Source organism: Pseudomonas sp. BE134, assembly GCF_031456105.1.
In the GTDB taxonomy this organism is placed as follows: domain Bacteria; phylum Pseudomonadota; class Gammaproteobacteria; order Pseudomonadales; family Pseudomonadaceae; genus Aquipseudomonas.
The window spans coordinates 17,861-42,300 of record NZ_JAVDUA010000029.1 but is presented as its reverse complement, the minus strand read 5'-3'; the positions used below and the strand labels follow the sequence as shown (position 1 = coordinate 42,300).

Genomic DNA, 24,440 nt, shown 5'->3' with positions numbered 1-24,440 from the left:
CGGTGAGGCTTGCTCGATGAAACTACGTGGCCTGTACGCTATTACCGACCGCCAGTTGCTGGCCGGTAAACTGCTTGAGTACGTGGAGGCGGCGCTGGAAGGCGGCGTCACCCTGCTGCAGTACCGCGACAAAAGCACCGACGAGGCCCGCCGCCTGCGTGAGGCCGAAGCCTTGCGCGATCTGTGCAACCGCTATAAGACCCAGCTGATCATCAATGACGATGCCGAACTGGCCGCACGCCTGAACGTCGGTGTGCACCTGGGCCAGACCGATGGTCCGCTGTCGCCGACCCGCGCTCTGCTCGGCTCCAAAGCCATCATCGGCTCGACCTGCCACGCGCAGCTCGAACTCGCCGAACAAGCCGCGAAGGAAGGCGCCAGTTATGTCGCCTTCGGCCGCTTCTTCAATTCCAACACCAAACCCGGCGCCCCCACGTGCAGCCTCGAACTGCTCGATCAGGCCCGCCGCACACTGCACCTGCCGATCTGCGCGATTGGTGGCATCACCCTGGAGAACGCCGCGCCACTGGTGGCCCACGGGGCAGATCTGCTGGCGGTCGTCCACGGTCTGTTTGGCGCCGAGAGCCCTGGTGAAGTGACACGCCGCGCCCGCGCCTTTAACGAACTGCTTTTTAAGTAGCTTAAAATCTGATTTGAGAGCCCGACCATGTCTCGTTCCGAAACCCTGTTTGCCAATGCCCAGAAACACATTCCCGGTGGCGTGAACTCGCCTGTTCGCGCGTTCAAAAGCGTGGGTGGTACCCCGCTGTTTTTCAAACATGCCGAAGGCGCTTACGTCACCGACGAAGACGACAAGCGTTATGTCGACTACGTAGGTTCCTGGGGCCCGATGATCCTCGGCCACAGCCATCCGGACGTGCTGGACGCGGTGCGTAAACAGCTGGAACACGGTTTGTCCTACGGCGCCCCGACCGCGATGGAAACCGAGATGGCCGACCTGGTCTGCTCGATCGTGCCATCAATGGAAATGGTGCGCATGGTCAGCTCCGGCACTGAAGCAACCATGAGCGCGATCCGCCTGGCCCGTGGCTTCACCGGCCGCGACAACATCATCAAGTTCGAAGGCTGCTACCACGGTCACTCCGACAGCCTGCTGGTCAAGGCCGGTTCCGGCGCATTGACCCAAGGCGTACCGAGCTCGGCCGGCGTGCCGGCGGACTTCGCCAAACACACCCTGACCCTGCCGTTCAACGACATCGACGCGGTGGAAACCATGCTCGCCGAAGTCGGCCGTGACGTAGCGTGCATCATCGTTGAGCCGGTTGCCGGCAACATGAACTGCGTACCACCGGCGCCGGGCTTCCTCGAAGGCCTGCGGACCCTGTGCGACAAGCACGGCGTGGTGCTGATCTTCGACGAAGTGATGACCGGTTTCCGCGTCGCCCTCGGCGGTGCACAAGCGCACTTCGGCGTTACGCCGGACCTGAGCACCTTCGGCAAGATCATCGGCGGCGGCATGCCGGTCGGCTGCTTCGGCGGCAAGCGCGAAATCATGTCGCACATCGCGCCACTGGGTCCGGTGTACCAGGCGGGCACGTTGTCGGGTAATCCTCTGGCCATGGCCGCCGGCCTGACCACCCTGCGCCTGATCAGCCGTCCGGGCTTCCATGCCGAGCTTAGCGACTACACCAGCCGCCTGCTCGACGGCCTGCAACAGCGCGCCGATGCCGCAGGCATTCCGTTCGTGACCACGCAGGCGGGCGGCATGTTTGGCCTGTACTTCAGTGGCGCTGACGACATCGTCACCTTCGATGACGTGATGGCCAGCGACGCGGCCCTGTTCGGTCGCTTCTTCCACTTGATGCTCGAAGGCGGGGTGTACCTGGCGCCGAGCGCTTTCGAAGCCGGCTTCACCTCAATCGCCCACGGCGAGGCCGAGTTGAAACTGACGCTGGATGCCGCCGAGCGCGCATTCGCCGCATTGAAATAACGCTCTGCCGCTGACGTTGGCGACTGCCAGCGTCAGCTTTTACCTACATTCGCACCGTTCTTCCTACGCTACTGCTAATAATCTCCCGCAAATTGGGCGATATATTCCCCGCGCAGCAGAAAAACGAGTAAAGACTTTGTAAGGTTGGCCCTGCTTATTTCATAATGCGCGCTTATTGGATCCCTCGATGGGTCCGCGCGCCCTTCAGAGGTAAGTCGATTCTCATGAACCGCACCGGCCGCGCCCTTTCAATGGGCTGCCTGTTGCTCCTTCAGCCCCTGCTCGCGCTCGCACAAGCAGGCGGCAACTCGTTGTTAATCCCAGCGATGGGTCGCTGCACCCTCAATACTCAGCCGCAAGACCTGACGCAAGCGCTCGCCGCCTGCCAGAAAGCGTCGGATGAAGGGGATGCGCAAGCGCAATACGAGTTGGGTGAGTTCTACTACAACGGCAAAAACACGCCGCGCGACCTCAATAAAGCCCTCAGCTATTTCGAAAAAGCCTCCCTGCAAGGCCACGCGCAGGCGCAATTCAAACTGGGCACCATGTTCTTCCACGGCGAAGGCGTACCGGCCAACAACATTCAGGCGTACATCGTGCTGAAGATGGCGGCGGTCAATGGCGCGGAAGATGCGCTGGACACGGCGGATGAAGTGGCCGAGAAAATGCCGCGCGAAGAACTTGAAGTGGCGACTCAAGTGCTGGGACAAATCTTTCGTAAATACCTGATGGAATTGCAGAGCGCGGATGGGCGAACGCCGTTTTCGCCACTGCCCTGATTTCTGTATTGATCTGACTGGCCCCTTCGCGAGCAAGCCCGCTCCCACAGTTGATCTCCTGTGAACACAACATTTGTTAACACTAGAGATTCTGTGGGAGCGAGCCTGCTCGCGAATGGGGCGACTCGGTCTTGAGGCCTACTTCTCAGGCATCGGCATCGGAAACGGCATGACATTGCCGACCGCGCCACGGGCTTCGCTGATTTTCGGTGTGCCCAGACGCTCTACCTCGTCGATGCGCACAATCGAATGCATCGGCACAAAACTGCGTACCACGCCTTCAAACTGAGCCTTGAGCTTTTCTTCGCTCGGATCGACGACCACTTGCGTGCGCTCGCCAAAGACGAACTCTTCCACTTCCAGAAAGCCCCACAGATCACTTTGATAGATCTGCTTGGCATACATTTCGTACACCTGGCCCTGGTTGAGGAAAATCACCTTGTAGATTGGAGCTTCACGTTTGGTCATGGTGGGCGAGCAACACATTTGGGGATAAAAATGAGGGCGCGAACTATAGCATAGCCGCCGGACGCACAATGGTAGGAACCTTGGAACATGTTCCCTATAATGCGCGGTTCTTTGAATCACGTGATGACTGTATCCATGGCCAAGAAGCTTTACATCGAAACCCACGGTTGCCAGATGAACGAGTACGACAGCTCGCGCATGGTCGACTTGCTGGGTGAACACCAGGCCCTGGAAGTCACCGCTCGCGCTGAAGATGCCGACGTGATCCTGCTCAACACCTGCTCCATTCGCGAGCGCGCCCAGGACCGGGTGTACTCCCAGCTCGGCCGCTGGCGCGAACTGAAACTCGCCAACCCGGACATGGTGATCGCCGTCGGCGGTTGCGTGGCCAGTCAGGAAGGCGCCGCCATTCGTGATCGCGCGCCATACGTGGACGTGGTCTTCGGCCCTCAAACCCTGCACCGCCTGCCGGAAATGATCGACGCCGCACGCGCCACCAAATTGCCGCAAGTCGATGTTTCCTTCCCGGAAATCGAAAAATTCGACCATTTGCCCGAGCCACGTATCGATGGCCCGAGCGCCTACGTGTCGGTCATGGAAGGTTGCAGCAAGTACTGCACGTTCTGCGTGGTGCCGTACACCCGCGGCGAAGAAGTCAGCCGCCCGTTCGACGACGTGATTGCCGAGATCATTCACCTGGCTGAAAACGGCGTGCGTGAAGTGACGCTGCTGGGTCAGAACGTCAACGGTTATCGCGGCACGACTCACGACGGGCGCCTGGCTGATCTGGCCGAACTGATCCGCGTTGTGGCGGCTGTCGATGGCATCGACCGGATTCGCTACACCACGTCGCACCCGCTGGAGTTCTCCGACAGTCTGATCCAGGCCCACGCCGACGTGCCGGAACTGGTGAAACACCTGCACCTGCCCGTGCAATCGGGTTCAGACCGGATTCTCTCGGCGATGAAACGCAACCACACGGCGCTGGAATACAAATCCAAACTGCGAAAACTGCGGGCCGCCGTGCCGGGCATCTGCATCAGTTCGGACTTTATCGTCGGCTTCCCGGGCGAAACCGAAAAAGACTTCGAGCAAACCATGAAGTTGATCGAAGACGTCGGTTTCGACTTTTCCTATTCGTTTGTCTACAGCCAGCGCCCGGGCACTCCGGCTGCCGACCTGGCCGACGAAACACCTGAAGAGCTGAAAAAAGAGCGCCTGAACGCCCTGCAACATCGCCTGAACCAGCAGGGTTTCGAGATCAGCCGACAAATGGTCGGGTCGATCCAGCGGATTCTGGTCACCGATTATTCGAAAAAAGACCCCGGCGAACTGCAAGGCCGGACCGAGAACAACCGTATCGTCAACTTCCGTTGCGACAATCCGACCCTGATCGGGCAGTTCGCCGACGTGCACATCGACGCCGCACAACCGCACTCGCTGCGGGGCTCGCTGATCCAGTAACACCAATTTCAATTCAATAGGGATCAAATGTGGGAGCTGGCTTGCCTGCGATAGCGGTATAACAGGCAACATCTCTTTTGGATGTGAGTCCCTCATCGCTGGCAAGGCCAGCTCCCACAGTGAAGCTGCTTTGTTCTCGAGAGCAGGTTCATCCATTTAAGAGCTTTCGCACCCAGCCCAGTGGCGTTATCCTTGATTTCATCTTAATTGCCCCAGGGCGGCTAAATACGACCTTGAACGCACCCATAGAACCACATCGTTTCATCCTCGAGCCCTTTGAGGCTCGCCGCTTCGCCAATCTGTGCGGGCAATTCGACGAGCATTTGCGCTTGATCGAACAGCGCCTGACCATCGAGATCCGCAACCGCGGAAACCAGTTCGAATTGATCGGCGAACCCAAACACACCACCTCCGCAGAAAACCTCCTGCGCCGCCTGTACCGGGAAACCAAAGGTACCGAGCTTTCGCCGGACATGGTTCACCTGTTCCTGCAGGAATCGGCCGTCGAAGAGCTGGACAACGTATCGCCGTCCGAACCCTCCGTAGCGCTGCGCACCAAAAAAGGCATGATTCGCCCTCGCGGCTTGAATCAACTGCGTTACGTGAAGGAAATTCTCGGCAACGACATCAACTTCGGCATCGGCCCTGCCGGTACTGGCAAGACCTATCTGGCCGTTGCCTGCGCGGTAGACGCGCTGGAGCGCGAGCAGATTCGCCGCATCCTGCTGGTTCGCCCGGCGGTTGAAGCAGGCGAGAAACTCGGCTTCCTGCCCGGCGACTTGTCGCAGAAAATCGACCCATACCTGCGACCGCTCTATGACGCCCTCTACGAAATGCTCGGCTTCGAACACGTCGCCAAGCTGATCGAGCGCCAGGTCATCGAAGTTGCGCCACTGGCTTACATGCGCGGTCGCACGCTGAACAACAGCTTCATCATCCTCGACGAAAGCCAGAACACCACCGTCGAGCAGATGAAGATGTTCCTGACCCGTATCGGCTTTGGCTCCACAGCGGTCATCACCGGTGATATCACCCAGGTCGACCTGCCGAAAGGCACCAAATCCGGGCTGCACCATGTGATCGAGGTGCTCAAAGACGTGCCGGGTATCAGCTTCACCCATTTCATGCCCAAGGACGTCGTGCGCCATCCACTGGTGCAACGCATCGTCGAAGCTTACGAGCGCTTCGAGAACCGCGTGGCCGAAGAAGCCCCCAAGGACCACCGCCGCGATGCTTGAGCTTGATCTTCAACTGGCTACACAAGCGCCCGCCCCCAGCGAAGCCGAGTTCCGCCAATGGTGCGAACTGGCCCTGCGCCAGCGCACAGCCGATTCGGAGATGACCATTCGTCTGGTCGACGAAGAAGAAGGCCGCGAACTGAATCACACCTGGCGGCAAAAAGATTACGCCACTAACGTTCTATCGTTCCCCGCCGATGTGCCCGATGAGTTTCTGGATATCCCGTTATTGGGCGATCTGGTGATCTGCGTGGCCGTGGTGGAGCGCGAAGCCGCTGAGCAAGGCAAGGCACTGAAGGCCCATTGGGCACATCTGGTCATTCACGGCTGCTTGCATCTACTGGGTTACGACCATATAGATGACGACGAAGCCGAAGAGATGGAAGCACTGGAACGAACGTTGCTTGCTGAATTGGGCTATCCGGACCCGTACGCGGACGACGAAACAGAAACACCCCCTATTGTTACAACAAAGGATTCAGAGTAATCGCTATGAGCGAAGATCGATCGAGCAACGGGCAGAAGTCCTGGCTGGGTAAGCTCACCCAGGCTTTTGCCCACGAGCCGAAAAACCGCCAGGAGCTGCTGGAGCTCCTGCGCGACGCACACCAGAACAAACTGTTGGACAGCGAAGCGCTGGCCATCGTCGAAGGCGCCATCCAGGTTGCGGACCTGCAAGTACGGGACATCATGGTCCCTCGCTCGCAAATGGTCAGCATCAAGGCGACCCAGAGCCCTCGCGAGTTCCTGCCTGCCGTCGTTGATTCGGCCCACTCCCGCTACCCGGTGATCGGCGAAAGCCACGATGACGTGATGGGCGTGTTGCTGGCCAAGGACTTGCTGCCGTTGATCCTCAAGGAGAATGGCGACCGTTTCAACATCAAGGACCTGCTGCGCCCGGCCACCTTCGTGCCCGAGTCCAAGCGCCTGAATGTGTTGCTGCGCGAGTTTCGCGCCAACCACAACCACATGGCCATCGTCATTGACGAGTACGGCGGTGTGGCTGGGCTGGTGACCATTGAAGACGTGCTGGAGCAAATCGTCGGCGATATCGAAGACGAACACGACGTCGAAGAAGACAGCTACATCAAGCCGCTGCCCAGCGGTGACTTCCTGATCAAGGCGTTGACGCCGATCGAAAACTTCAACGAGTTCTTCGACAGCGAATTTTCCGACGATGAGTTTGATACCGTCGGCGGCCTGGTGATGAGCGCGTTCGGGCATTTGCCAAAACGCAACGAAATCACTGAAATCGGCCCTTATCGTTTCCGCATCCTGAACGCCGACAGCCGGCGAATTCACTTGCTTCGCCTGACGCCTATTGCCCGGTAATTCTAAGGATTGAAATGCATCGTATGACCCGCCCCGGCTGGCCCGGTAACCTGCTGGCCGTGGCGGCCGGTGCAATCACCACCCTGGCCCTGGCGCCGTTCGATATCTGGCCGTTGGCGTTGCTGGCGGTCGGTTTCTTTTACGCCGGTTTACGCGAGCTGAACCCTCGTCAGGCCTTGGGCCGTGGCTGGTGTTTCGGTTTTGGTCTGTTTGGCGCCGGCACGAGCTGGATCTACTACAGCATTCACCATTTCGGCGGTGCTTCGGTGCTGCTGGCCGGTTTCCTGATGCTGATCTTCACGGCCGCAATTGCCTGGTTCTTTGCCCTGCCGGCCTGGATTTGGGCGCGCTGGTTGCGCCGTAATGAAGCACCGCTGGCGGATGCCTTGGCATTTGCGGCGTTGTGGGTCGCTCAGGAAGCGTTTCGCGGCTGGTTCCTCACCGGTTTCCCATGGTTGTATTCCGGTTACAGCCAGCTTGATGGCCCATTGGCCGGACTCGCGCCCGTGGGCGGGATGTGGCTGATTTCCTTCACCCTGGCCCTGACGGCCGCGCTGATCTACAACGCGCTGCGTCTGGTGCGCACCGGGCGTAAAGGGTTTATCGCGGCAGGTACGGTGCTGTTGATCGGACCATGGTTGGTCGGCATGGCACTCAAAGAACACGCCTGGACCAGCCCGGCGGGTCCACCGCTAAGCGTCGCAGCAATTCAAGGCAACATCGAACAAAGCATGAAGTGGGACCCGGCGCAGCTCAATGCGCAATTGGCGCTGTACCGTGACATGAGCTTGCGTTCCAAACGCGCCGACCTGTTGATCTGGCCGGAAACCGCCGTACCGGTACTCAAGGAGTCCGCCGAGAGCTACCTGAACATGATGGGTAACTTCACCGCCCAGCGTAATTCGGCACTGATTACCGGCATACCGATCCGTCAGGAAGTGCGTCACGAGAAACGCTTCTTCAACGGCATTACTGTTGTCGGAGAAGGCGATGGCACCTACCTCAAGCAGAAACTGGTGCCGTTTGGTGAATACGTGCCGTTGCAGGATGTGCTGCGCGGGCTGATCGCGTTCTTCGACCTGCCCATGTCCGACTTCGCGCGCGGGCCAGCCGACCAGCCGATGCTGCAAGCCAAGGGTTATCAGATTGCTCCATTCATCTGCTACGAAGTGGTCTACCCGGAATTCGCCGCCAGCCTCGCGGCCCGTAGCGACTTGCTGCTGACCATCAGCAACGACACCTGGTTCGGCACCTCCATCGGCCCACTGCAACATTTGCAGATGGCGCAGATGCGCGCGCTTGAGGCGGGCCGCTGGATGATCCGTGCGACCAACAATGGCGTGTCCGGGCTGATTAACCCGTTTGGCCAGATTACCGCGCAGATCCCGCAGTTTGAGCGCGGCGTCCTGTACGGCGAAGTGGTGCCGATGCACAACCTGACGCCGTACCTGCAATGGCGTTCGTGGCCGCTGATCATTGTTTGCATGCTGTTGTTTGGCTGGGCGTTGATTGCCAGCCGGATGGCCAAGACCGTTTAAGCAAGATCGTTCCCACGCTCTGCGTGGGAATGCATCCCGTGACGCTCTGCGTCACAGCATCAGAAGCGGACGCAGAGCGTCCATGGCGGCATTCCCACGCGGAGCGTGGGAACGATCATCTTCACCGATAGAAAAGCGAATACCCGATCTGCCCCACCGCTTCATTCAGCAATTGCCCAGATTGCCATAACGACTTGAATTCCGGCATCCAGCCGCCCAGCGGTCGGGCATTGTCCACGCCTAAAAAACCTACCGGCGCGGGCACCACTTCAAATCCTGCCTTCTGGAAACTCCAGACAGACCGCGGCATATGCCAGGCCTGAGTCACGACCACCACCCGCTTGACGCCCTGAGGCAATAACACCTCGGCACTGAACTGCGCGTTCTCCCACGTCGTGCGGCTGCGCCCTTCCTGCCAGCGCACCGTCACACCAAAATCATCGAGTAGCGAGTCCGCCATCAACTTCGCTTCGGTGGGTGGCTTACCGTAATGCAAGCCTCCGCTGGTCAGAACTGGCAAACCGGAAGCCTTGGCCAGACGCGCTGCATAACGCTCGCGCTCCAGCCCCACGCCAGTCGGCTGGTCGGCGCCCCAGGCCGGGTCGCCGCGTTCACGCCCGGAACCCAGCACCACGATAGCGTCCGCGCGCTGCCCCAGCGTCGCCCACTCGTCGCGTGCCAGCGGCGGTTCGCGCTCAAGCGCTTTAGCACTCCACTGCACCACCACGGGCAAACTCATCAGCCAGAAGCCCCCGCAACCCAAAACAAAGCACACACCCGCAAGTCTTGGCCTTGAGCGGCGCAACCACCACGCAAGCACCAACAACAGCAAGAGAAGGCCGGGAGGCAACAGAAGTTGTTTCACAAAATATCTAAAAGGCATCGAGCATCTCCAGAGATGCCCGAAGCCTAAGTGGGTTGACGCAAAGCGACAACAAATACGGAAGGACTACGCTATGGAATGTGTCAAATGAAGGGCCAATAGTTCTAACGCCCCTACTTGAATTGCAGAGACCGGACCTTTACCGCTTCCCTGCCAGGCACTTTATCCTTGAGCCAGATGATTTTGGCCGAACGTGGTGCGTCGAGTTGCTGCACTGCTGCTGACAAGCATCCACGTGTTTCACGTTCACTGCGATCCAGATAGGCTTTGACCAATTCAAACTCTGCGGGACTGAGGCCACGCAGTTCCAGCTCAAGGGGACGCTCATCGCGTAGCCGACCAGCAGTTTTTGCAGCATCCAGAGCCATTCCCAGACGATCAATCAGTCTTTCGTACAGCTCCGGTTTTGTGGCTTTGTGCTGTGACTCAACCATCCCTCACCTCATTGAAGATATGACTCGCTCCCCTTTTAGAGCTTAGCTTCCATGAACAAACCGGCTGAGCGCTGCGACCAACGGCCCTCGCAGCCATTTTTACAAGACGCGCGACAGTAATCAGGGTTTCCCTCGGTAGAGTGCGGTCATGTATGCTACGGCGCTTCCTGTAACTCCACTTCCAGCTCGTATGGGCACCGAAACGCCGATTTGGCGTGATCACCGTCCAGCGTTGCATTGAAGAGGATTAGGCCACCCCTATTCAGTTCAAAAGTAGCCATGCACGAACAATATCAGCCCCGTGAAATCGAAGCCGCCGCCCAGTCATTCTGGGATGAGCAAAAGTCCTTTGAAGTCAGTGAACAGCCAGGCAAGGAGACATTCTATTGCCTGTCGATGTTCCCTTACCCCAGCGGCAAGCTACACATGGGGCACGTGCGTAACTACACCATTGGCGACGTGATCTCCCGCTATCAGCGCATGCAAGGCAAGAACGTTCTGCAACCCATGGGTTGGGACGCCTTCGGCATGCCGGCGGAAAACGCCGCGATGAAGAACAACGTAGCACCCGCCAAGTGGACCTACGAAAATATCGCCTACATGAAATCCCAGCTGCGCAGCCTGGGCCTGGCGGTGGACTGGTCGCGTGAAGTGACCACCTGCAAGCCGGATTACTACCGCTGGGAACAATGGCTGTTCACCCGCCTGTTCGAAAAAGGCGTGATCTACAAAAAAAGCGGCACCGTGAACTGGGACCCGGTCGACCAGACCGTTCTGGCCAACGAACAAGTGATCGACGGTCGCGGCTGGCGTTCCGGCGCGCTGATCGAGAAGCGCGAAATCCCGATGTACTACTTCAAGATCACCGCTTACGCGGATGAGCTGCTGGAGAGCCTCGACGAGCTGACTGGCTGGCCTGAACAGGTCAAGACCATGCAGCGCAACTGGATCGGCAAGTCCCGTGGCATGGAAGTGCAGTTCCCGTACAACGTCGATTCCATCGGCGAAACCGGCGCGCTCAAAGTGTTCACCACCCGTCCGGACACCCTGATGGGCGCCACCTACGTTGCCGTGGCCGCCGAACACCACCTGGCCACCCTGGCCGCGCAGAACAATCCTGAGCTGCAAGCGTTCATCGCTGAATGCAAGGGCGGCAGCGTCGCTGAAGCCGACGTCGCCACTCAAGAGAAAAAAGGCCTGCCGACCTCGTTGTTTGTCGAGCACCCGCTGACCGGCGAAAAACTGCCGGTGTGGGTCGCCAACTATGTGCTGATGCACTACGGCGATGGCGCGGTCATGGCTGTCCCGGCTCACGACGAGCGTGATTTCGAATTCGCCACCAAGTACAACCTGCCGATCAAGTCCGTGGTGCGCACCAGTTCGGGTGACACCAACCCGGCACCTTGGCAGGACGCCTATGGCGAACACGGTACGCTGATCAATTCCGGCGAGTTCGACGGTCTCGATTTCGCAGGCGCTTTCGATGCGATCGAAGTCGCGCTGATCAAGAAAAACCTGGGCGCCTCGCGCACCCAGTTCCGCCTGCGCGACTGGGGTATCAGCCGCCAGCGCTATTGGGGCTGCCCGATCCCGATCATCCACTGCGATGCCTGCGGTGATGTGCCGGTGCCAGAAGACCAACTGCCTGTTGTGCTGCCAGAAGACGTCGTACCCGATGGTGCCGGTTCGCCACTGGCGCGCATGCCCGAGTTCTACGAGTGCAGCTGCCCGAAATGCGGTCAGCCTGCCAAGCGTGAAACCGACACCATGGACACCTTCGTCGAGTCCTCGTGGTACTACGCCCGTTACGCCTCGCCACACTATGAAGGTGGTCTGGTGGAAAAATCCGCTGCGGACCATTGGTTGCCGGTGGATCAGTACATTGGCGGTATCGAACACGCAATTCTTCACCTGCTCTACGCGCGCTTCTTCCACAAGCTGATGCGCGACGAAGGCCTGGTGAGCTCCAACGAGCCGTTCAAGAACCTGCTGACCCAAGGCATGGTGATCGCCGAGACTTACTATCGTCGCGAAGCCAATGGCGCCTATACCTGGTTCAACCCGGCGGACGTGGAGCTTGAGCGTGACAGCAAGGCCAAGGTTATCAGCGCCAAGCTGATCGCAGACGGCCTGCCGGTGGAAATCGGTGGCACCGAGAAGATGGCCAAGTCCAAGAACAACGGCGTCGACCCACAGTCGATGATTGACCAGTTCGGCGCAGACACTTGCCGACTGTTCATGATGTTTGCCTCGCCACCCGACATGAGCGCGGAATGGTCCGACTCCGGCGTAGAAGGTTCGCACCGCTTCCTCAAGCGCGTCTGGCGTCTGGCTCAAGCCCACGTTACCCAGGGCCTGCCGGGCAAGCTGGACGTCGCCGGCCTGAACGACGAGCAGAAAGCCATTCGTCGCTCGATCCACCTGGCCATCAAACAGGCCAGCCACGACGTCGGCCAGAACCACAAATTCAACACCGCCATCGCTCAGGTGATGACGCTGATGAACGTTCTGGAAAAAGCCGCGCAAGGCACCGAACAGGATCGCGCGCTGGTTCAGGAAGGTCTGGAAGCCGTGACGCTGCTGCTGGCTCCGATCACCCCGCACATCTGCCACGAGTTGTGGCATCAACTGGGTCACGCCGACCCGGTGATCGACGCCGGCTGGCCGGTGCTGGACGACAGCGCGCTGGTGCAGGACAGCCTGACACTGGTGATCCAGGTCAACGGCAAACTGCGCGGCCAGATCGAAATGCCGGCCAGCGCGACACGTGAAGAAGTCGAAGCCGCTGCCCGCGTCAACGAAAACGTACTGCGCTTTGTCGACGGCCTGACGATTCGCAAAGTGATCGTCGTGCCCGGGAAACTGGTCAATATCGTCGCCAGCTAATTGGATCAGGCGCCGGGGGCCATGCCCGGTGCCGAATAAAACCTTTCGGGCCGCAACATCGGCCCATGGTTTCAAGGGGAGCAACAAAATGATCAAACGCAATCTGCTGGTGATGGGCCTGGCGGTCCTGTTGAGCGCCTGCGGTTTCCAGCTGCGCGGTACCGGCACCACCGAACTGGCGATCAAGGAACTCGACCTGAGCGCCCGCAATGCCTACGGCGAAACCGTAGTGCAACTGCGTAAGGCGCTGGAAAACAGCGGCGTGAAGGTTTTCGTCGGCGCACCTTACAAACTGGTGCTGACCAATGAGCAAGAAAGCCAGCGCATCCTCAGCTACACAGGCGGCGGTGGTACCGGTGAATATGAAGCGGTCACCGTATTGAGCTACGACATTCGTGGGGCACAGAACCTGCCGCTGATGAGCGACAAGATCGAAGTGCGCAAGATCTACGTTCACGACGGCAACAACCTGTTGGGTTCGGACCAGAAAGCCAGCGACGCCCGCAACGAAAGTCGCCGCGAGCTGATTCAACGCATGATCCTGCGCCTGCAACAGATTACCCCAACGCAACTGGACCAATTGCAGCAGACCGCCGAAGCCAAGGCCAAGGCCGAAGCCCAGGCGCTGGAAGCCGCACAGAAGGCTGAAGCGAATACTCCGCGCCAGTCACCCATCCAGATCCCGCAGCAGTAAGACTTTCGGGGCGCTCCGGCGCCCCGTTGGCCCTCTCTTATGAAACTTGCCCCCGCCCAACTCGGTAAACACCTGCAAGGTGCGCTCGCGCCCGTCTATATCATCAGTGGCGATGACCCGCTGCTGTGCCAGGAAGCGGCCGATGCCATCCGTGCGGCTGCGCGCCAACAGGGCTTCGACGAACGTCAGGTCTTCGCCGCCGATGCCAGTTTCGACTGGGGCACGTTGTTGCAGGCGGGGGCAAGCATGTCGTTGTTTGCCGAAAAACGTCTGCTGGAACTGCGCCTGCCGTCTGGCAAACCCGGCGACAAAGGCGCCGCCGCGTTTATCGAATACTGCTCGCGCCCGGCCGAAGACACGATATTGCTGATCAGCCTGCCCAAGCTAGACGGCAGCGCGCAAAAAACCAAGTGGGGCAAGGCGCTGGTCGAAGGTCAGCAGACTCAGTTCGTGCAGATCTGGCCGGTGGATGCAAACCAGCTGCCCAGCTGGATTCGCCAGCGACTGTCTCAAGCCGGATTGTCCGCCAGCCAGGACGCGGTTGAACTGATTGCAGCCCGCGTCGAAGGCAATTTGCTCGCCGCCGCACAAGAAATCGAAAAGCTCAAATTGATGGCCGAAGGTGGGCAGATCACCGTCGAAACCGTACAGGCCGCCGTGGCCGACAGTGCACGTTTCGACGTGTTCGGCCTGACCGACGCCATCCTCAATGGCGAAGCGGCCCACGCGCTGCGCATGCTGGAAGGGCTGCGCGGTGAAGGTGTCGAACCACCGGTGATTCTCTGGGCGCTGGCCCGTGAACTGCGTCTGCTGGCTAACCTGTCACTGCAATACATTCAGGGCGTACCGCTGGATAAAGCATTCAGTTCCGCCCGACCGCCCGTCTGGGACAAACGCAAACCGCTGATGAGCAAGGCGCTGCAACGCTACTCGGCGCAACGCTGGGCACAGTTGCTGCTGGAGGCACAACGGATCGACGCGCAGATCAAAGGGCAGGCAGCCGGTTCGCCGTGGATGAGCCTCAGTCGATTGTCGCTGTTGATGGCTGGTCAGCGTCTGACTTTGCCTTCCGAGTAAACACCCCCCTGTAGCAGCTGGCGAAGCCTGCGTCCGACTGCGAAGCAGTCGTCAAGTCAGGAAATGAGTTACATCAGGATGATTGTGGGTTCAGGTTTTACGACTGCTTCGCAGTCGGACGCAGGCTTCGCCAGCTGCTACAGGACTGTGATCAGAGAAAGGTCCTACACAATGTGGGGACTAGACAGATCCTCAACTTCGGCCGATGATTTGCCCCGCAAAACCCACTCACTTGCGAGCAATCATCATGAGCAAAAAGCCATCAACGCATGGCCCCAACAAGGCCAAATCCATCATCGCCCAGCCACTGTTCCGCAGCCGTCAGGAACGAGCCGGCAAGGGCAAAGGCAGCTACCGCCGCGAAGCCTTCCAGTCTAATAGCTGGGAGGCTTCTTACTTTCTGGCTGCTTAAAGCAGAACACCCCTTCTACATGTTAAGGTCTGCATCTGAATTGATTGCCCTGGACCTGTGCATGCCCCTTTGTCTTTCCCGTCGTTGGCCCGTTCGCCAATTGATCGCTGCCTCCAGCCTCATTTTGCTTGTCGCTTGCGCGGAAAAACCGACCGCCGCCGACGCCCAGCCGCTCAAAACCCTTCCTGTCGCGACAGCCCCTGCGGTTATTCCGCCCGTGGTGCCGACGGGTGAAAACCTCGACGTCCAGCCCACCCAGTCGTTCGCCGAATGGCAAGCGGGTTTCCGCAAAGACGCACTGGCCGCCGGTATCCGCGCTGATCTGTTCGACCGCGCCTTTGCCAATGTCAGCTTCGACCCCAGCGTGATCCGTGCCGATCGCAGCCAGCCGGAATTTGCCCGTCCGGTGTGGGAATACCTCGATGGCGCCCTTTCGCCGTTGCGAGTACGTAAAGGCCAGTCGCAGATCGACGAATACACTGACATCCTGCAACGCATCGAACAGCGTTATGGCGTCGACCGCCAGGTACTTGTGTCGGTCTGGGGCATGGAGAGTAACTTCGGCCAATTCCAGGGCAGCAAATCGGTCATCAACTCCCTGGCGACCCTGGCGTACGAAGGCCGGCGCCCGGGCTTTGCGCACGACCAACTGATCGCGGCCCTGCAAATCCTGCAACAGGGCGACATATCACCCGAGAAAATGCTCGGTTCCTGGGCCGGCGCCATGGGCCAGACCCAGTTCATCCCGACCACATACAACACCCACGCCGTGGACTTCGACGGTGATGGTCGCCGCGACATCTGGAACAGCCCCGCCGACGCATTGGCATCGACTGCGCACTATTTGCAAAGCTCCGGCTGGCAGAAAGGCCAGCCGTGGGGCTTTGAAGTACGACTGCCAAGCAGTTTCAACTACGTTCTGGCCGATGGCACGATTCGTAAAAGCGTCGCCGAGTGGCAGCAACTGGGCGTTTCACTGCCCGCTGGGGCTCGGGTTCCGCCTGGCTCGGAACACCTCTCCGCGGCCTTGTTGCTGCCAGCCGGTTATCGTGGCCCTGCGTTCCTGGTCCTCGACAACTTCCGCGCGATTCTCAAGTACAACAACTCGTCGTCCTATGCGTTGGCCGTGGGTTTGTTGTCACAACGCTTCGACGGTGCAGGTCTGATCAGCGGCAGCTGGCCCAAAGATGAGTTGCCACTGAGTCGCACCGAGCGCATGGAATTGCAAAGTCTGCTGAGCGCCCAGAATTACGACGCGGGCGTCCCGGATGGGATTATTGGCGCCAACACGCGCAAGGCGATTCGCAGTGCACAGCAGTCGTTTGGCTGGCCTGCGGATGGGTATCCGACGCGCAAGTTGCTGGAAGGATTGCGTAGCCGCTAAAAAGCATCGCGGGCAAGCCCGCTCCCACAGGGTTCAAAGGCGATCACAACATTTGTGTACACCTCAAACTTTGTGGGAGCGGGCTTGCCCGCGATGACTGACTATCAGGCGTCGGAACTCTAGCGCCTGACCACCACATCCTGCTCCAACACCAACTCCTTCTTCCCCGCATCCAGCTTGACCAACGCGCCCATCGGCAGCGTCAGGTTCGGATCACAATGCCCGCTGCGCCAACCGGCCAGCACCGGAATCCGCAAAGGCTCGAAGGTCTGTTTCAGCAATTGCTCCAGCCCTGCCACATCAACTCCCGCCACATCCCCCACCAAAACCCCACGAAGCTTGCCCAGCGTGCCAGCCAGCCGCAGATGGGTCAGTAGCCGGTCAATCCGATACAGCGGCTCGTTGATGTCTTCAATCAACAGGATCACACCCTCGGCCTCCAGCTCGTAAGGCGTGCCCATCGTTGCGGCAATCATCGACAAGTTGCCGCCCAGTAAGCGTCCGTGAGCGATGCCAGGCTCGATCGTGGTCAAGGGCCAGGCCGCCGGGTGCGCAAGTACGCTGCCAGCCTTCACCTGCCCCCTGAGCATGTTGAAAAACGATGACTCGGTAGGCTTCTGCTTGTCGCCCAGCAAATCGGCATTGAGCAGCGGGCCATGAAAGGTCACAAAACCGGCATAACGGCTGATCGCCAAGTGCAGCGCTGTGATGTCGCTATAGCCGATGAACGGTTTGGCGTTGTTTTGCAGCAGCTCGAAATCAATGCGATCGAGCAAACGGGGTGTGCCGTAACCGCCGCGCAGGCAGATAATCGCATCGACCTCTGTATCAGCGAACGCTGCGTGCAGATCATTGAGCCGCACCTCGTCACTGCCCGCCAGATAGCCATCCTTTTCATACACCCCGGGAAAAACCCGCAACGCATAGCCACGAGCGCGCATCCAGGCGACGGCCTTGTCGGTGTCCAGCCCGGCGGGACCGGCAGGCGCAATCACGCCGATCACGCCTTGCGAAGGCAAGGCCGGAACAGGCTTGTGCGGATACAACGTATGGGTCGGTCGAACGGTCATCCATGAATCTCCCTGCGCGAAAACTTCTGCACACAGTAGTCAGGAACGGGGACAAACAGAAGAGGGTCCGTGCCCGCAGGTTGTCAGAAAAACGCCAGTTGCCGTAGGCAAGGCAAAAAAACGCCCGCAAGGCCTAGAGACCTTGCGGGCGTTTTATGTTTCACAATCGATCAGGACGACATCAGCTCGGCTTTAACCAGCTTCGCTTGTTCGTCGGCGTGGTACGAGGAGCGTACCAGCGGGCCCGACGCGACGTTCTTGAAGCCCATTTTGTAACCTTCCTCGGCGAACCAGGCGAAGGTGTCCGGGTGCACAAAACGCTGCACCGGCAAGTGGCTGCGGGACGGTTGCAGGTACTGGCCCAGGGTCAGCATGTCGATGTCGTGTTCGCGCATGCGCTTCATGACTTCGATCACTTCTTCGTCAGTCTCGCCCAGACCCAGCATCAGGCCGGACTTGGTCGGAATGTGCGGCATCATTTGCTTGAAGCGTTGCAGCAGGGTCAGCGACCACTGGTAATCCGAACCCGGACGCGCAGCCTTGTACAGACGCGGCACAGTTTCCAGGTTGTGGTTGAACACATCCGGTGGCTCGGCGGCGGTGATTTCCAGCGCCACGTCCATCCGGCCACGGTAGTCCGGAACCAGGGTTTCGAGTTGAACGTTCGGCGACAGCTTGCGGATCTCGCGGATGCAGTCGGCAAAGTGCTGGGCACCGCCATCACGCAGGTCGTCGCGGTCTACCGAGGTGATCACTACATATTTGAGCTTCAGGTCGGCAATGGCGATGGCCAGACTTTCCGGCTCGTTGACGTCCAGTGGTTTCGGACGGCCGTGGCCAACGTCGCAGAACGGGCAGCGACGGGTGCAGATGTCGCCCATGATCATGAACGTCGCGGTGCCGCCGGAGAAGCACTCGCCCAGGTTCGGGCAGGAGGCTTCTTCGCACACGCTGTGCAGCTTGTGTTTGCGCAGCAGGGCCTTGATGCGGTCGACTTCCGGGGAAACCGGGATGCGCACGCGAATCCAGTCGGGTTTCTTCGGCAGTTCGGTAGTCGGAATGATCTTCACCGGGATACGTGCAACCTTCTCGGCGCCGCGCAGCTTGACGCCGGCTTCAACCTTGGCACGCGGGGCCGGACGCTCGGTAACATCAAGCGTCGGGATCATGGTTTGCACTGCATCAGTAGTCATATCAGTCGATTCCGCCCGTTAGGGTCGTCTGCTCAGCATAGTCGAGGTGTTTGACGAGCTGCGCGCGCAGCCGGGCACTTACCTCGGCAAATTCAATCGATCCTGCGTGATCGCTTAGCTGGGTCATCGCCAGCCCGGCGTACCCACAGGGATTAATCCGTCGAAACGGTTCCAGGTTCATGTCCACGTTCAGGGCCAGGCCATGAAAGGAACAACCGTGGCGGATCCGCAGACCCAGGGACGCGATTTTCGCCCCGTTGACGTACACACCCGGCGCATCTGGCTTGGCGGCGGCAACAACGCCGTAACTCGCCAGCAGTTCAATCAGGCACAGTTCCATGCGAGTGACCAGGTCACGCACACCAAACCCAAGTTTGCGTACGTCCAGCAGCAAATAGGCTACCAATTGGCCAGGCCCGTGATAGGTCACCTGACCACCACGGTCGACCTGTACCACCGGAATATCCCCCGGCAGCAACAGGTGCTCGGCCTTGCCGGCTTGACCTTGGGTGAACACCGGCGGGTGCTCGACCAGCCAGATCTCGTCGGCGGCATCGGTGCCGCGTTCGTTGGTGAAGCGTTGCATGGCATGCCAGACCGGCTCGTAAGCCATCTGGCCGAGCTCACGAAAGCCCAGCGTGCCAGACATCACAACACCATGTGCACGAAGCCGGTAGCCCGAAGTTCGCTGTTGATGTCGTACAGCTGTTCCTGGCCAGTGGCGACGATGTGCAACTGGATGGTGGTGTATTTGCCGTTGGTGCTTTGACGCTCGTCGACACGCTCATCGTTGATCGACGCGTGTTTCTTGACGATGTCGATGATCTTGTCTTTGTTGCCCACACCGGTATCGCTGATCACCTTGACGGGATAATCAGTCACCGGGAATTCGATTTTTGGCGCCTTTACTTCGGTATCGGTCATGGCGTAACGGCCTCGTAAGCGTAAGCCGTGGCGACGGGCATGACGCCGCGCAGGATCAGCGCGAAGTCATGCAGGTGCACACTGAATTCAGTTGAAGATGCCGTAGAAGAATAGACGGATGCTATCCCACATGCGGCGGAAGATACCACCCTCCTCGACAGCGTCCAGGGCGATCAGGTCGGCGCTGTGCACTACCTTGTCTTCCAGTTTCACTTCGACTTTACCGATCACGTCGCCCTTGGCGATTGGCGCAATCAGTTGCGGGTTCATGGTCATGCTCGCAGCGAGCTTTTTCAGCTGGCCTTTAGGCAGGGTCATGGTCAGGTCTTGAGCCAGGCCGGCCTTGACTTGATTGGTCGCGCCTTTCCAGACAGGGGCCTGAGCCAGCTCGGCGCCCTTCTGATAGAAGGTCTGGGTTTCGAAGAAGCGGAAACCGTAAGTCAGCAGCTTCTGGGTTTCGGCGGCGCGAGCCACTTCGCTGCTGGTGCCGAACACCACGGCGATCAGGCGCATGCCATCACGTACAGCCGAAGACACCATGCAGTAGCCGGCTTCGTCGGTGTGGCCGGTTTTCAGACCGTCGACGGTCTTGTCGCGCCACAGCAACAGGTTGCGGTTAGGTTGCTTGATGCCGTTCCAGAAGAACTCTTTCTGCGAGTAGATCGCGTAGTGGGCCGGGTCTTCGTGGATGATCGCGCGAGCCAGCACCGCCATGTCATGAGCCGACGAGTAGTGCTCCGGGTTCGGCAGACCGGTCGGGTTCATGAAGTGGCTGTTGGTCATGCCAAGGTCGGCCACGGTTTTGTTCATCATGTCAGCGAAGGCGTCTTCGCTGCCGGCGATGTGCTCGGCGAGCGCAACACTGGCGTCGTTACCCGACTGAATGATGATGCCGTGCAGCAGGTCGCTGACAGTCACCTGCGTGCCCACCTTGATGAACATCCGCGAACCGCCGGTACGCCAGGCGTTTTCGCTGACGGTCACCGGGTCGTTTTCGCCGATCTGGCCACGACGGATTTCCAGGGTCGCGAGGTAGGCGGTCATCAGCTTTGTCAGGCTGGCCGGCGGCAGACGCTGGTCACCATTGTTTTCAACCAGCACGTTGCCGCTGCTGGCATCCATGAGCACATAGGCTTTGGCAGCCAGTTGTGGTGGGGCTGGCATCACCTCGACCGCGAACGCGGCTGGCGAAAGGAGCAGCGGGACTAACAGGAACAGGCGTTTGGCAAAGGTGGTGATGTTCATCCGTCTCTCGAAATCGCTAATGGAAACTGCCCAGGGGCAAAACTAATCAGACAGCTTCCAGGCTTTGTCCAAAACTGCCTGCGCGACGATCATGCGGCGTTAAAAACAGCCTCGGAATGCTCATGTAGGTCCCCTACACTCCGCTTCCTCACCTGTTTTTGCCTTGCCTGATCGCCGCTCGGCGAGTTTTCGAACAAACCCTACGAGCTGTCGCGTGTTCGGTTGTTCACTCAAAACCCTTGCCGGGCTTTTGTTCTTTAACGAGCCAACAACCAGGTTCACCCCCTATATCGCAAGTGAACCGTCAATCAGGTACTACGTATTACTCGGCGGTGACCAGGCTCGGCGAACCGAGATTGGCCATGCGCACACTGTTCTGCACTTGCTGGATTTCACCCGGAGAGCCGATCGGCCCCAGGCGCACCCGATGCAGTGTCTGTTGATTGCGCACGATCGAGCTGATGAACACCGGGGCGCTCACCATCCCGCTGAGCTTCGATCTCAGGAGTTCTGCAGCGTCCGGGTTGGCGAACGCGCCCACCTGCAGATACTGGCCAGAGGCTGGTACAGAAGCGTTTTTTTTTGCATCGATCTGAACCGGTACAACGGCCGCGGCGTGTTGCTGCGCCGGGGGGGTCCATTGCTCGACAGTTCCGGTCGAAGCCGTAATCACCGGGGCGCTATTTTGCGCGACTTTCGGTTCATTGAGCATCAAAGGTGCCGGACGGCCTTTTTGCGCCCACCACTGTTGCGGGTCGATGCCTTCGACCTTGACCCGCGCCGTGCCGGTTTCGGCGTAACCGAGTTTTTTGGCGGCAGCATAGGACAAGTCGATGATGCGGTCCGAATAAAACGGCCCTCGGTCGTTGACCCGCAGGATAACGCTCTTGTTGTTGTCCAGGTTGGTCACCCGGACATAACTTGGCAGTGGCAATGTCTTGTGTGCCGCACTCATGCCGTAGAGGTCGTATACCTCGCCGTTGGCGGTGTTCTGGCCATGGAACTTGGTGCCATACCAGGACGCCGTGCCCGAGGCGACATACGTCTTGGATTCTTGCAGCGGGAAATAGGTTTTGCCCAGCACCGTGTACGGGTTGGCCTTATAAGGACCAGAGTGCAGGGTCGGCGTGGCATCCGGGATGCGTGACACGTCGACATCCCACCACGGCGCGCCATCTTTGTGGGCGCGGTTGATGTCCAGCCCCGGCGTCGGGCGCACGGCAGTGGACGAGGTTTTCTGCGCCGGCGCGCGACTGGTCGAGCAACTGGCGAGCAGCACCGCCAACGCGGCGAAAGCCATGAGCTGCAGGGGTTTATTCAAAGGCAATGCCCGCATTACTTGACGCCCCGTGCTTGGACCAGCTGTTCAGACAGTTGATGTACGGCCATGGCGTACATCACGCTGCGGTTATAACGCGTGATCGCATAAAAATTCTTCAGGCCCATCCAGTACTCGGGGCCCTTGTCACCTTCCAGGCGGAAAGCCGTGACCGGCATATCATCGCGCAGCGCATCATGACTTGACCACCCTAGAGCCCGCAACTCCCCCGCGGTTTTAGTCGGCTCGATGCCCGTGGTCAAACCGGCATCCACCTGCTCGCCTCGAACATCGGCGCGGCTGACCACCGGTTCGCCGGCGCCCCAACCGTGACGCTTGAAGTAACTGGCGACACTACCAATGGCATCGTCGGGATTGGTCCAGATATTAATGTGACCGTCACCGTCGAAGTCCACCGCATACGCGCGAAAACTGCTCGGCATGAACTGCGGCAACCCCATGGCACCTGCGTAGGAGCCTTTGAGGGTCAGCGGGTCGACCTGCTCTTCCCGGGCCAGCAGCAAGAACTCCCGCAATTCCTTGCGGAAGAATTCAGCGCGGGGAGGATAGTCGAAGCCCAGGGTCGACAACGCGTCGATCACGCGAAAATTGCCGGTATTGCGCCCGAAAAAGGTTTCAACGCCGATGATCGAGACGATCACCTGCGCCGGCACACCGTATTCCTGCTCCGCACGTGCCAGCACTGCTTCGTGCTGACGCCAGAAGTCCACTCCCCGGGCGATACGCGCGTCGGTGATGAACATCGGGCGGTATTCGCTCCATTGCTTGACCCGTTCGGCGGGTTTCGAGATCGCGTCAAGAATCGACTGCTTTCGCTCGGCTTCGCGGAACACGCCCATCAGCTGTTCACCGGCGAAACCGTAATCGCGGGTCATTTCACCGACGAATTCGGCCACCTGGGGTGAGCCTTCGTAGTCGCCGGCCAACGCGTGCTGCGTTGTGCCAAGGATGCTTACCAGGCCGACCCATGGCGCGTATCGAGTCACCCAGCCACGCATTGCTTGCATTGAAATCTTCACCTTATTCAAACTTGTGCGATCCACTTACGATGGGTATGGATCGACATCAAAACCCCAAACGCTGACAGCAGCGTTACCAGCGAAGTTCCTCCGTAGCTAATGAACGGCAACGGCACCCCCACCACCGGCAACAGGCCACTGACCATACCGATGTTGACGAAAACATAAACAAAAAACGTCATCGTCAAACTGCCTGCGAGCAATTTGCCGAACAATGTCTGGGCCTGAGCGGTAATCACCAGCCCGCGACCAATCAATAGCAGGTAAATCAACAGCAACGCGCAAATGCCGACCAGGCCGAACTCTTCACCCATTACCGCAATAATGAAGTCGGTGTGGCTTTCCGGCAGGAAGTCCAGGTGCGACTGGGTGCCCAGCAGCCAGCCCTTGCCGAACACACCACCGGAACCGATGGCGGCTTTCGACTGAATAATGTTCCAGCCAGTCCCCAACGGATCACTCTCCGGGTCGAGGAACGTCAGGATTCGCTGCTTCTGATAGTCGTGCATGATGAAATACCACATGCCCACGGCCACTGGCACGGCAGCCGCCAGCACGCTGATGATCCAGCGCCATTTCAAGCCACCCATAAACAGTACAAACGCGCCACCGGCCAGGATCAGTAGCGACGTCCCCAGGTCCGGCTGACGCACGATCAAGATAAAGGGCAAGCCAATCAAGAACAGACTGACCGCCACGTGCTTGAGTTGCGGCGGCAAGGTGCGCTTGGACAAATACCAGGCGATGGTTGCCGGCATCAGGATCTTCATAAACTCCGAGGGCTGGAAGCGGATCACTCCGGGGATGTTGATCCAGCGCGTGGCGCCCATGGCGTTGTGGCCCATGACGTCCACCACCACCAGCAACAGCACACCCAGCACATAACCGACCGGCACCCACCGCGCCATGAAACGCGGTTCGAACTGCGCGATGACGATCATCGACACCAGACCGATGCCAAACGAAGTGGCCTGCTTGGCCAGCAGGTCCCAGCTCTTGCCGCTGGCCGAATACAGCACGAACAGGCTGCCGGCGGCGAGGGTCAGCAGCAGAATGAGCAGCGGGCCATCGATGTGCAGGCGTTGCAACAACGTCGCGCGGCGACGCATC

Annotated in this window: 24 protein-coding genes; 13 read left to right on the top strand and 11 right to left on the bottom strand. The window is 59.4% G+C overall.

Annotated features, from left to right (window positions below):
* The first annotated feature begins 16 nt into the window (after positions 1–16).
* The 3 genes from thiE (at position 17) to J2Y56_RS22105 (ending at position 2,730) form a co-directional block, all read left to right on the top strand.
* Entirely contained in the window at positions 17–640 is a 624-nt protein-coding gene (thiE, locus tag J2Y56_RS22115) for a thiamine phosphate synthase (protein ID WP_310352723.1), read from the top strand.
* 27 nt (positions 641–667) lie between these two features.
* Positions 668–1,951, top strand: a complete 1,284-nt coding sequence (hemL, locus tag J2Y56_RS22110) for a glutamate-1-semialdehyde 2,1-aminomutase (protein WP_310337047.1) — start codon at positions 668–670, stop codon at positions 1,949–1,951.
* A gap of 224 nt (positions 1,952–2,175) precedes the next feature.
* Positions 2,176–2,730, top strand: a complete 555-nt coding sequence (locus J2Y56_RS22105) for a tetratricopeptide repeat protein (protein ID WP_007946647.1) — start codon at positions 2,176–2,178, stop codon at positions 2,728–2,730.
* A 138-nt stretch (positions 2,731–2,868) separates the two neighbouring features.
* Here the strand turns inward: J2Y56_RS22105 and J2Y56_RS22100 are convergent, their stop codons facing one another.
* On the bottom strand, positions 2,869–3,198 hold the full coding sequence (locus J2Y56_RS22100) for a DUF1820 family protein (RefSeq protein WP_007894425.1): 330 nt from the start codon (positions 3,196–3,198) through the stop codon (positions 2,869–2,871).
* A gap of 135 nt (positions 3,199–3,333) precedes the next feature.
* On the opposite strand from J2Y56_RS22100, the gene miaB reads away from it, so the two are divergent.
* The 5 genes from miaB (at position 3,334) to lnt (ending at position 8,770) form a co-directional block, all read left to right on the top strand.
* Positions 3,334–4,662 (top strand): tRNA (N6-isopentenyl adenosine(37)-C2)-methylthiotransferase MiaB, encoded by a 1,329-nt coding sequence (gene miaB, locus J2Y56_RS22095; protein ID WP_033049358.1) that lies wholly within the window; start codon positions 3,334–3,336, stop codon positions 4,660–4,662.
* A 233-nt stretch (positions 4,663–4,895) separates the two neighbouring features.
* Complete coding sequence (locus J2Y56_RS22090; protein ID WP_033049346.1) at positions 4,896–5,900, top strand: PhoH family protein; 1,005 nt, start codon at positions 4,896–4,898, stop codon at positions 5,898–5,900.
* Positions 5,893–6,387 carry an rRNA maturation RNase YbeY gene (gene ybeY, locus J2Y56_RS22085; protein ID WP_310352720.1) on the top strand — a complete coding sequence of 165 codons (495 nt, stop codon included), beginning with the start codon at positions 5,893–5,895 and terminating at the stop codon, positions 6,385–6,387. Before J2Y56_RS22090 ends, ybeY begins: the two co-directional genes overlap by 8 nt.
* A gap of 5 nt (positions 6,388–6,392) precedes the next feature.
* Positions 6,393–7,232: an HlyC/CorC family transporter gene (locus J2Y56_RS22080; protein ID WP_007946651.1), complete on the top strand. Its 840-nt coding sequence runs from the start codon at positions 6,393–6,395 to the stop codon at positions 7,230–7,232.
* 14 nt (positions 7,233–7,246) lie between these two features.
* Complete coding sequence (gene lnt / locus J2Y56_RS22075; RefSeq protein WP_310352717.1) at positions 7,247–8,770, top strand: apolipoprotein N-acyltransferase; 1,524 nt, start codon at positions 7,247–7,249, stop codon at positions 8,768–8,770.
* A gap of 121 nt (positions 8,771–8,891) precedes the next feature.
* Here the strand turns inward: lnt and J2Y56_RS22070 are convergent, their stop codons facing one another.
* Complete coding sequence (locus J2Y56_RS22070; protein ID WP_007946653.1) at positions 8,892–9,653, bottom strand: YdcF family protein; 762 nt, start codon at positions 9,651–9,653, stop codon at positions 8,892–8,894.
* Between the two features lie 113 nt (positions 9,654–9,766).
* Positions 9,767–10,087, bottom strand: a complete 321-nt coding sequence (locus J2Y56_RS22065) for a hypothetical protein (protein WP_007946655.1) — start codon at positions 10,085–10,087, stop codon at positions 9,767–9,769.
* Between the two features lie 279 nt (positions 10,088–10,366).
* On the opposite strand from J2Y56_RS22065, the gene leuS reads away from it, so the two are divergent.
* From leuS to J2Y56_RS22040, 5 genes are all read left to right on the top strand, one after another.
* Positions 10,367–12,973 (top strand): leucine--tRNA ligase, encoded by a 2,607-nt coding sequence (leuS, locus tag J2Y56_RS22060; protein ID WP_007946656.1) that lies wholly within the window; start codon positions 10,367–10,369, stop codon positions 12,971–12,973.
* 88 nt (positions 12,974–13,061) lie between these two features.
* Complete coding sequence (gene lptE, locus J2Y56_RS22055; RefSeq protein WP_007946657.1) at positions 13,062–13,667, top strand: LPS assembly lipoprotein LptE; 606 nt, start codon at positions 13,062–13,064, stop codon at positions 13,665–13,667.
* A 39-nt stretch (positions 13,668–13,706) separates the two neighbouring features.
* Positions 13,707–14,744, top strand: coding sequence for a DNA polymerase III subunit delta (gene holA, locus J2Y56_RS22050; protein WP_310352712.1), 1,038 nt, complete (start codon positions 13,707–13,709; stop codon positions 14,742–14,744).
* 247 nt (positions 14,745–14,991) lie between these two features.
* Positions 14,992–15,156 (top strand): alternative ribosome rescue factor ArfA, encoded by a 165-nt coding sequence (gene arfA / locus J2Y56_RS22045; protein WP_007946659.1) that lies wholly within the window; start codon positions 14,992–14,994, stop codon positions 15,154–15,156.
* Between the two features lie 61 nt (positions 15,157–15,217).
* A complete protein-coding gene (locus J2Y56_RS22040) occupies positions 15,218–16,540 on the top strand; it encodes a lytic murein transglycosylase (RefSeq protein ID WP_310352710.1) in 1,323 nt (440 codons plus the stop codon).
* Positions 16,541–16,659: 119 nt separating this feature from the next.
* Here J2Y56_RS22040 and J2Y56_RS22035 read toward each other — a convergent pair whose 3' ends face one another.
* The 8 genes from J2Y56_RS22035 to rodA form a co-directional block, all read right to left on the bottom strand.
* Positions 16,660–17,610 (bottom strand): LD-carboxypeptidase, encoded by a 951-nt coding sequence (locus tag J2Y56_RS22035; protein ID WP_007946662.1) that lies wholly within the window; start codon positions 17,608–17,610, stop codon positions 16,660–16,662.
* 170 nt (positions 17,611–17,780) lie between these two features.
* Complete coding sequence (lipA, locus tag J2Y56_RS22030) at positions 17,781–18,803, bottom strand: lipoyl synthase (protein WP_007946663.1); 1,023 nt, start codon at positions 18,801–18,803, stop codon at positions 17,781–17,783.
* Position 18,804: 1 nt separating this feature from the next.
* Positions 18,805–19,452, bottom strand: coding sequence for a lipoyl(octanoyl) transferase LipB (gene lipB, locus J2Y56_RS22025; RefSeq protein WP_007946664.1), 648 nt, complete (start codon positions 19,450–19,452; stop codon positions 18,805–18,807).
* Entirely contained in the window at positions 19,452–19,727 is a 276-nt protein-coding gene (locus tag J2Y56_RS22020) for a DUF493 domain-containing protein (RefSeq protein WP_007946665.1), read from the bottom strand. The genes lipB and J2Y56_RS22020 overlap by 1 nt, the downstream gene beginning before the upstream one ends.
* An 87-nt stretch (positions 19,728–19,814) precedes the next feature.
* Positions 19,815–20,972 carry a D-alanyl-D-alanine carboxypeptidase family protein gene (locus J2Y56_RS22015; RefSeq protein ID WP_007946666.1) on the bottom strand — a complete coding sequence of 386 codons (1,158 nt, stop codon included), beginning with the start codon at positions 20,970–20,972 and terminating at the stop codon, positions 19,815–19,817.
* 322 nt (positions 20,973–21,294) lie between these two features.
* The gene (locus tag J2Y56_RS22010; protein ID WP_007946667.1) at positions 21,295–22,308 is read right to left on the bottom strand and encodes a septal ring lytic transglycosylase RlpA family protein; all 1,014 of its coding nucleotides are present in this window, start codon (positions 22,306–22,308) and stop codon (positions 21,295–21,297) included.
* Positions 22,308–23,318 (bottom strand): lytic murein transglycosylase B, encoded by a 1,011-nt coding sequence (gene mltB, locus J2Y56_RS22005; protein WP_310352706.1) that lies wholly within the window; start codon positions 23,316–23,318, stop codon positions 22,308–22,310. Before mltB ends, J2Y56_RS22010 begins: the two co-directional genes overlap by 1 nt.
* 17 nt (positions 23,319–23,335) lie before the next feature.
* A complete protein-coding gene (rodA, locus tag J2Y56_RS22000) occupies positions 23,336–24,439 on the bottom strand; it encodes a rod shape-determining protein RodA (protein ID WP_162131650.1) in 1,104 nt (367 codons plus the stop codon).
* Position 24,440 lies beyond the last annotated feature (1 nt).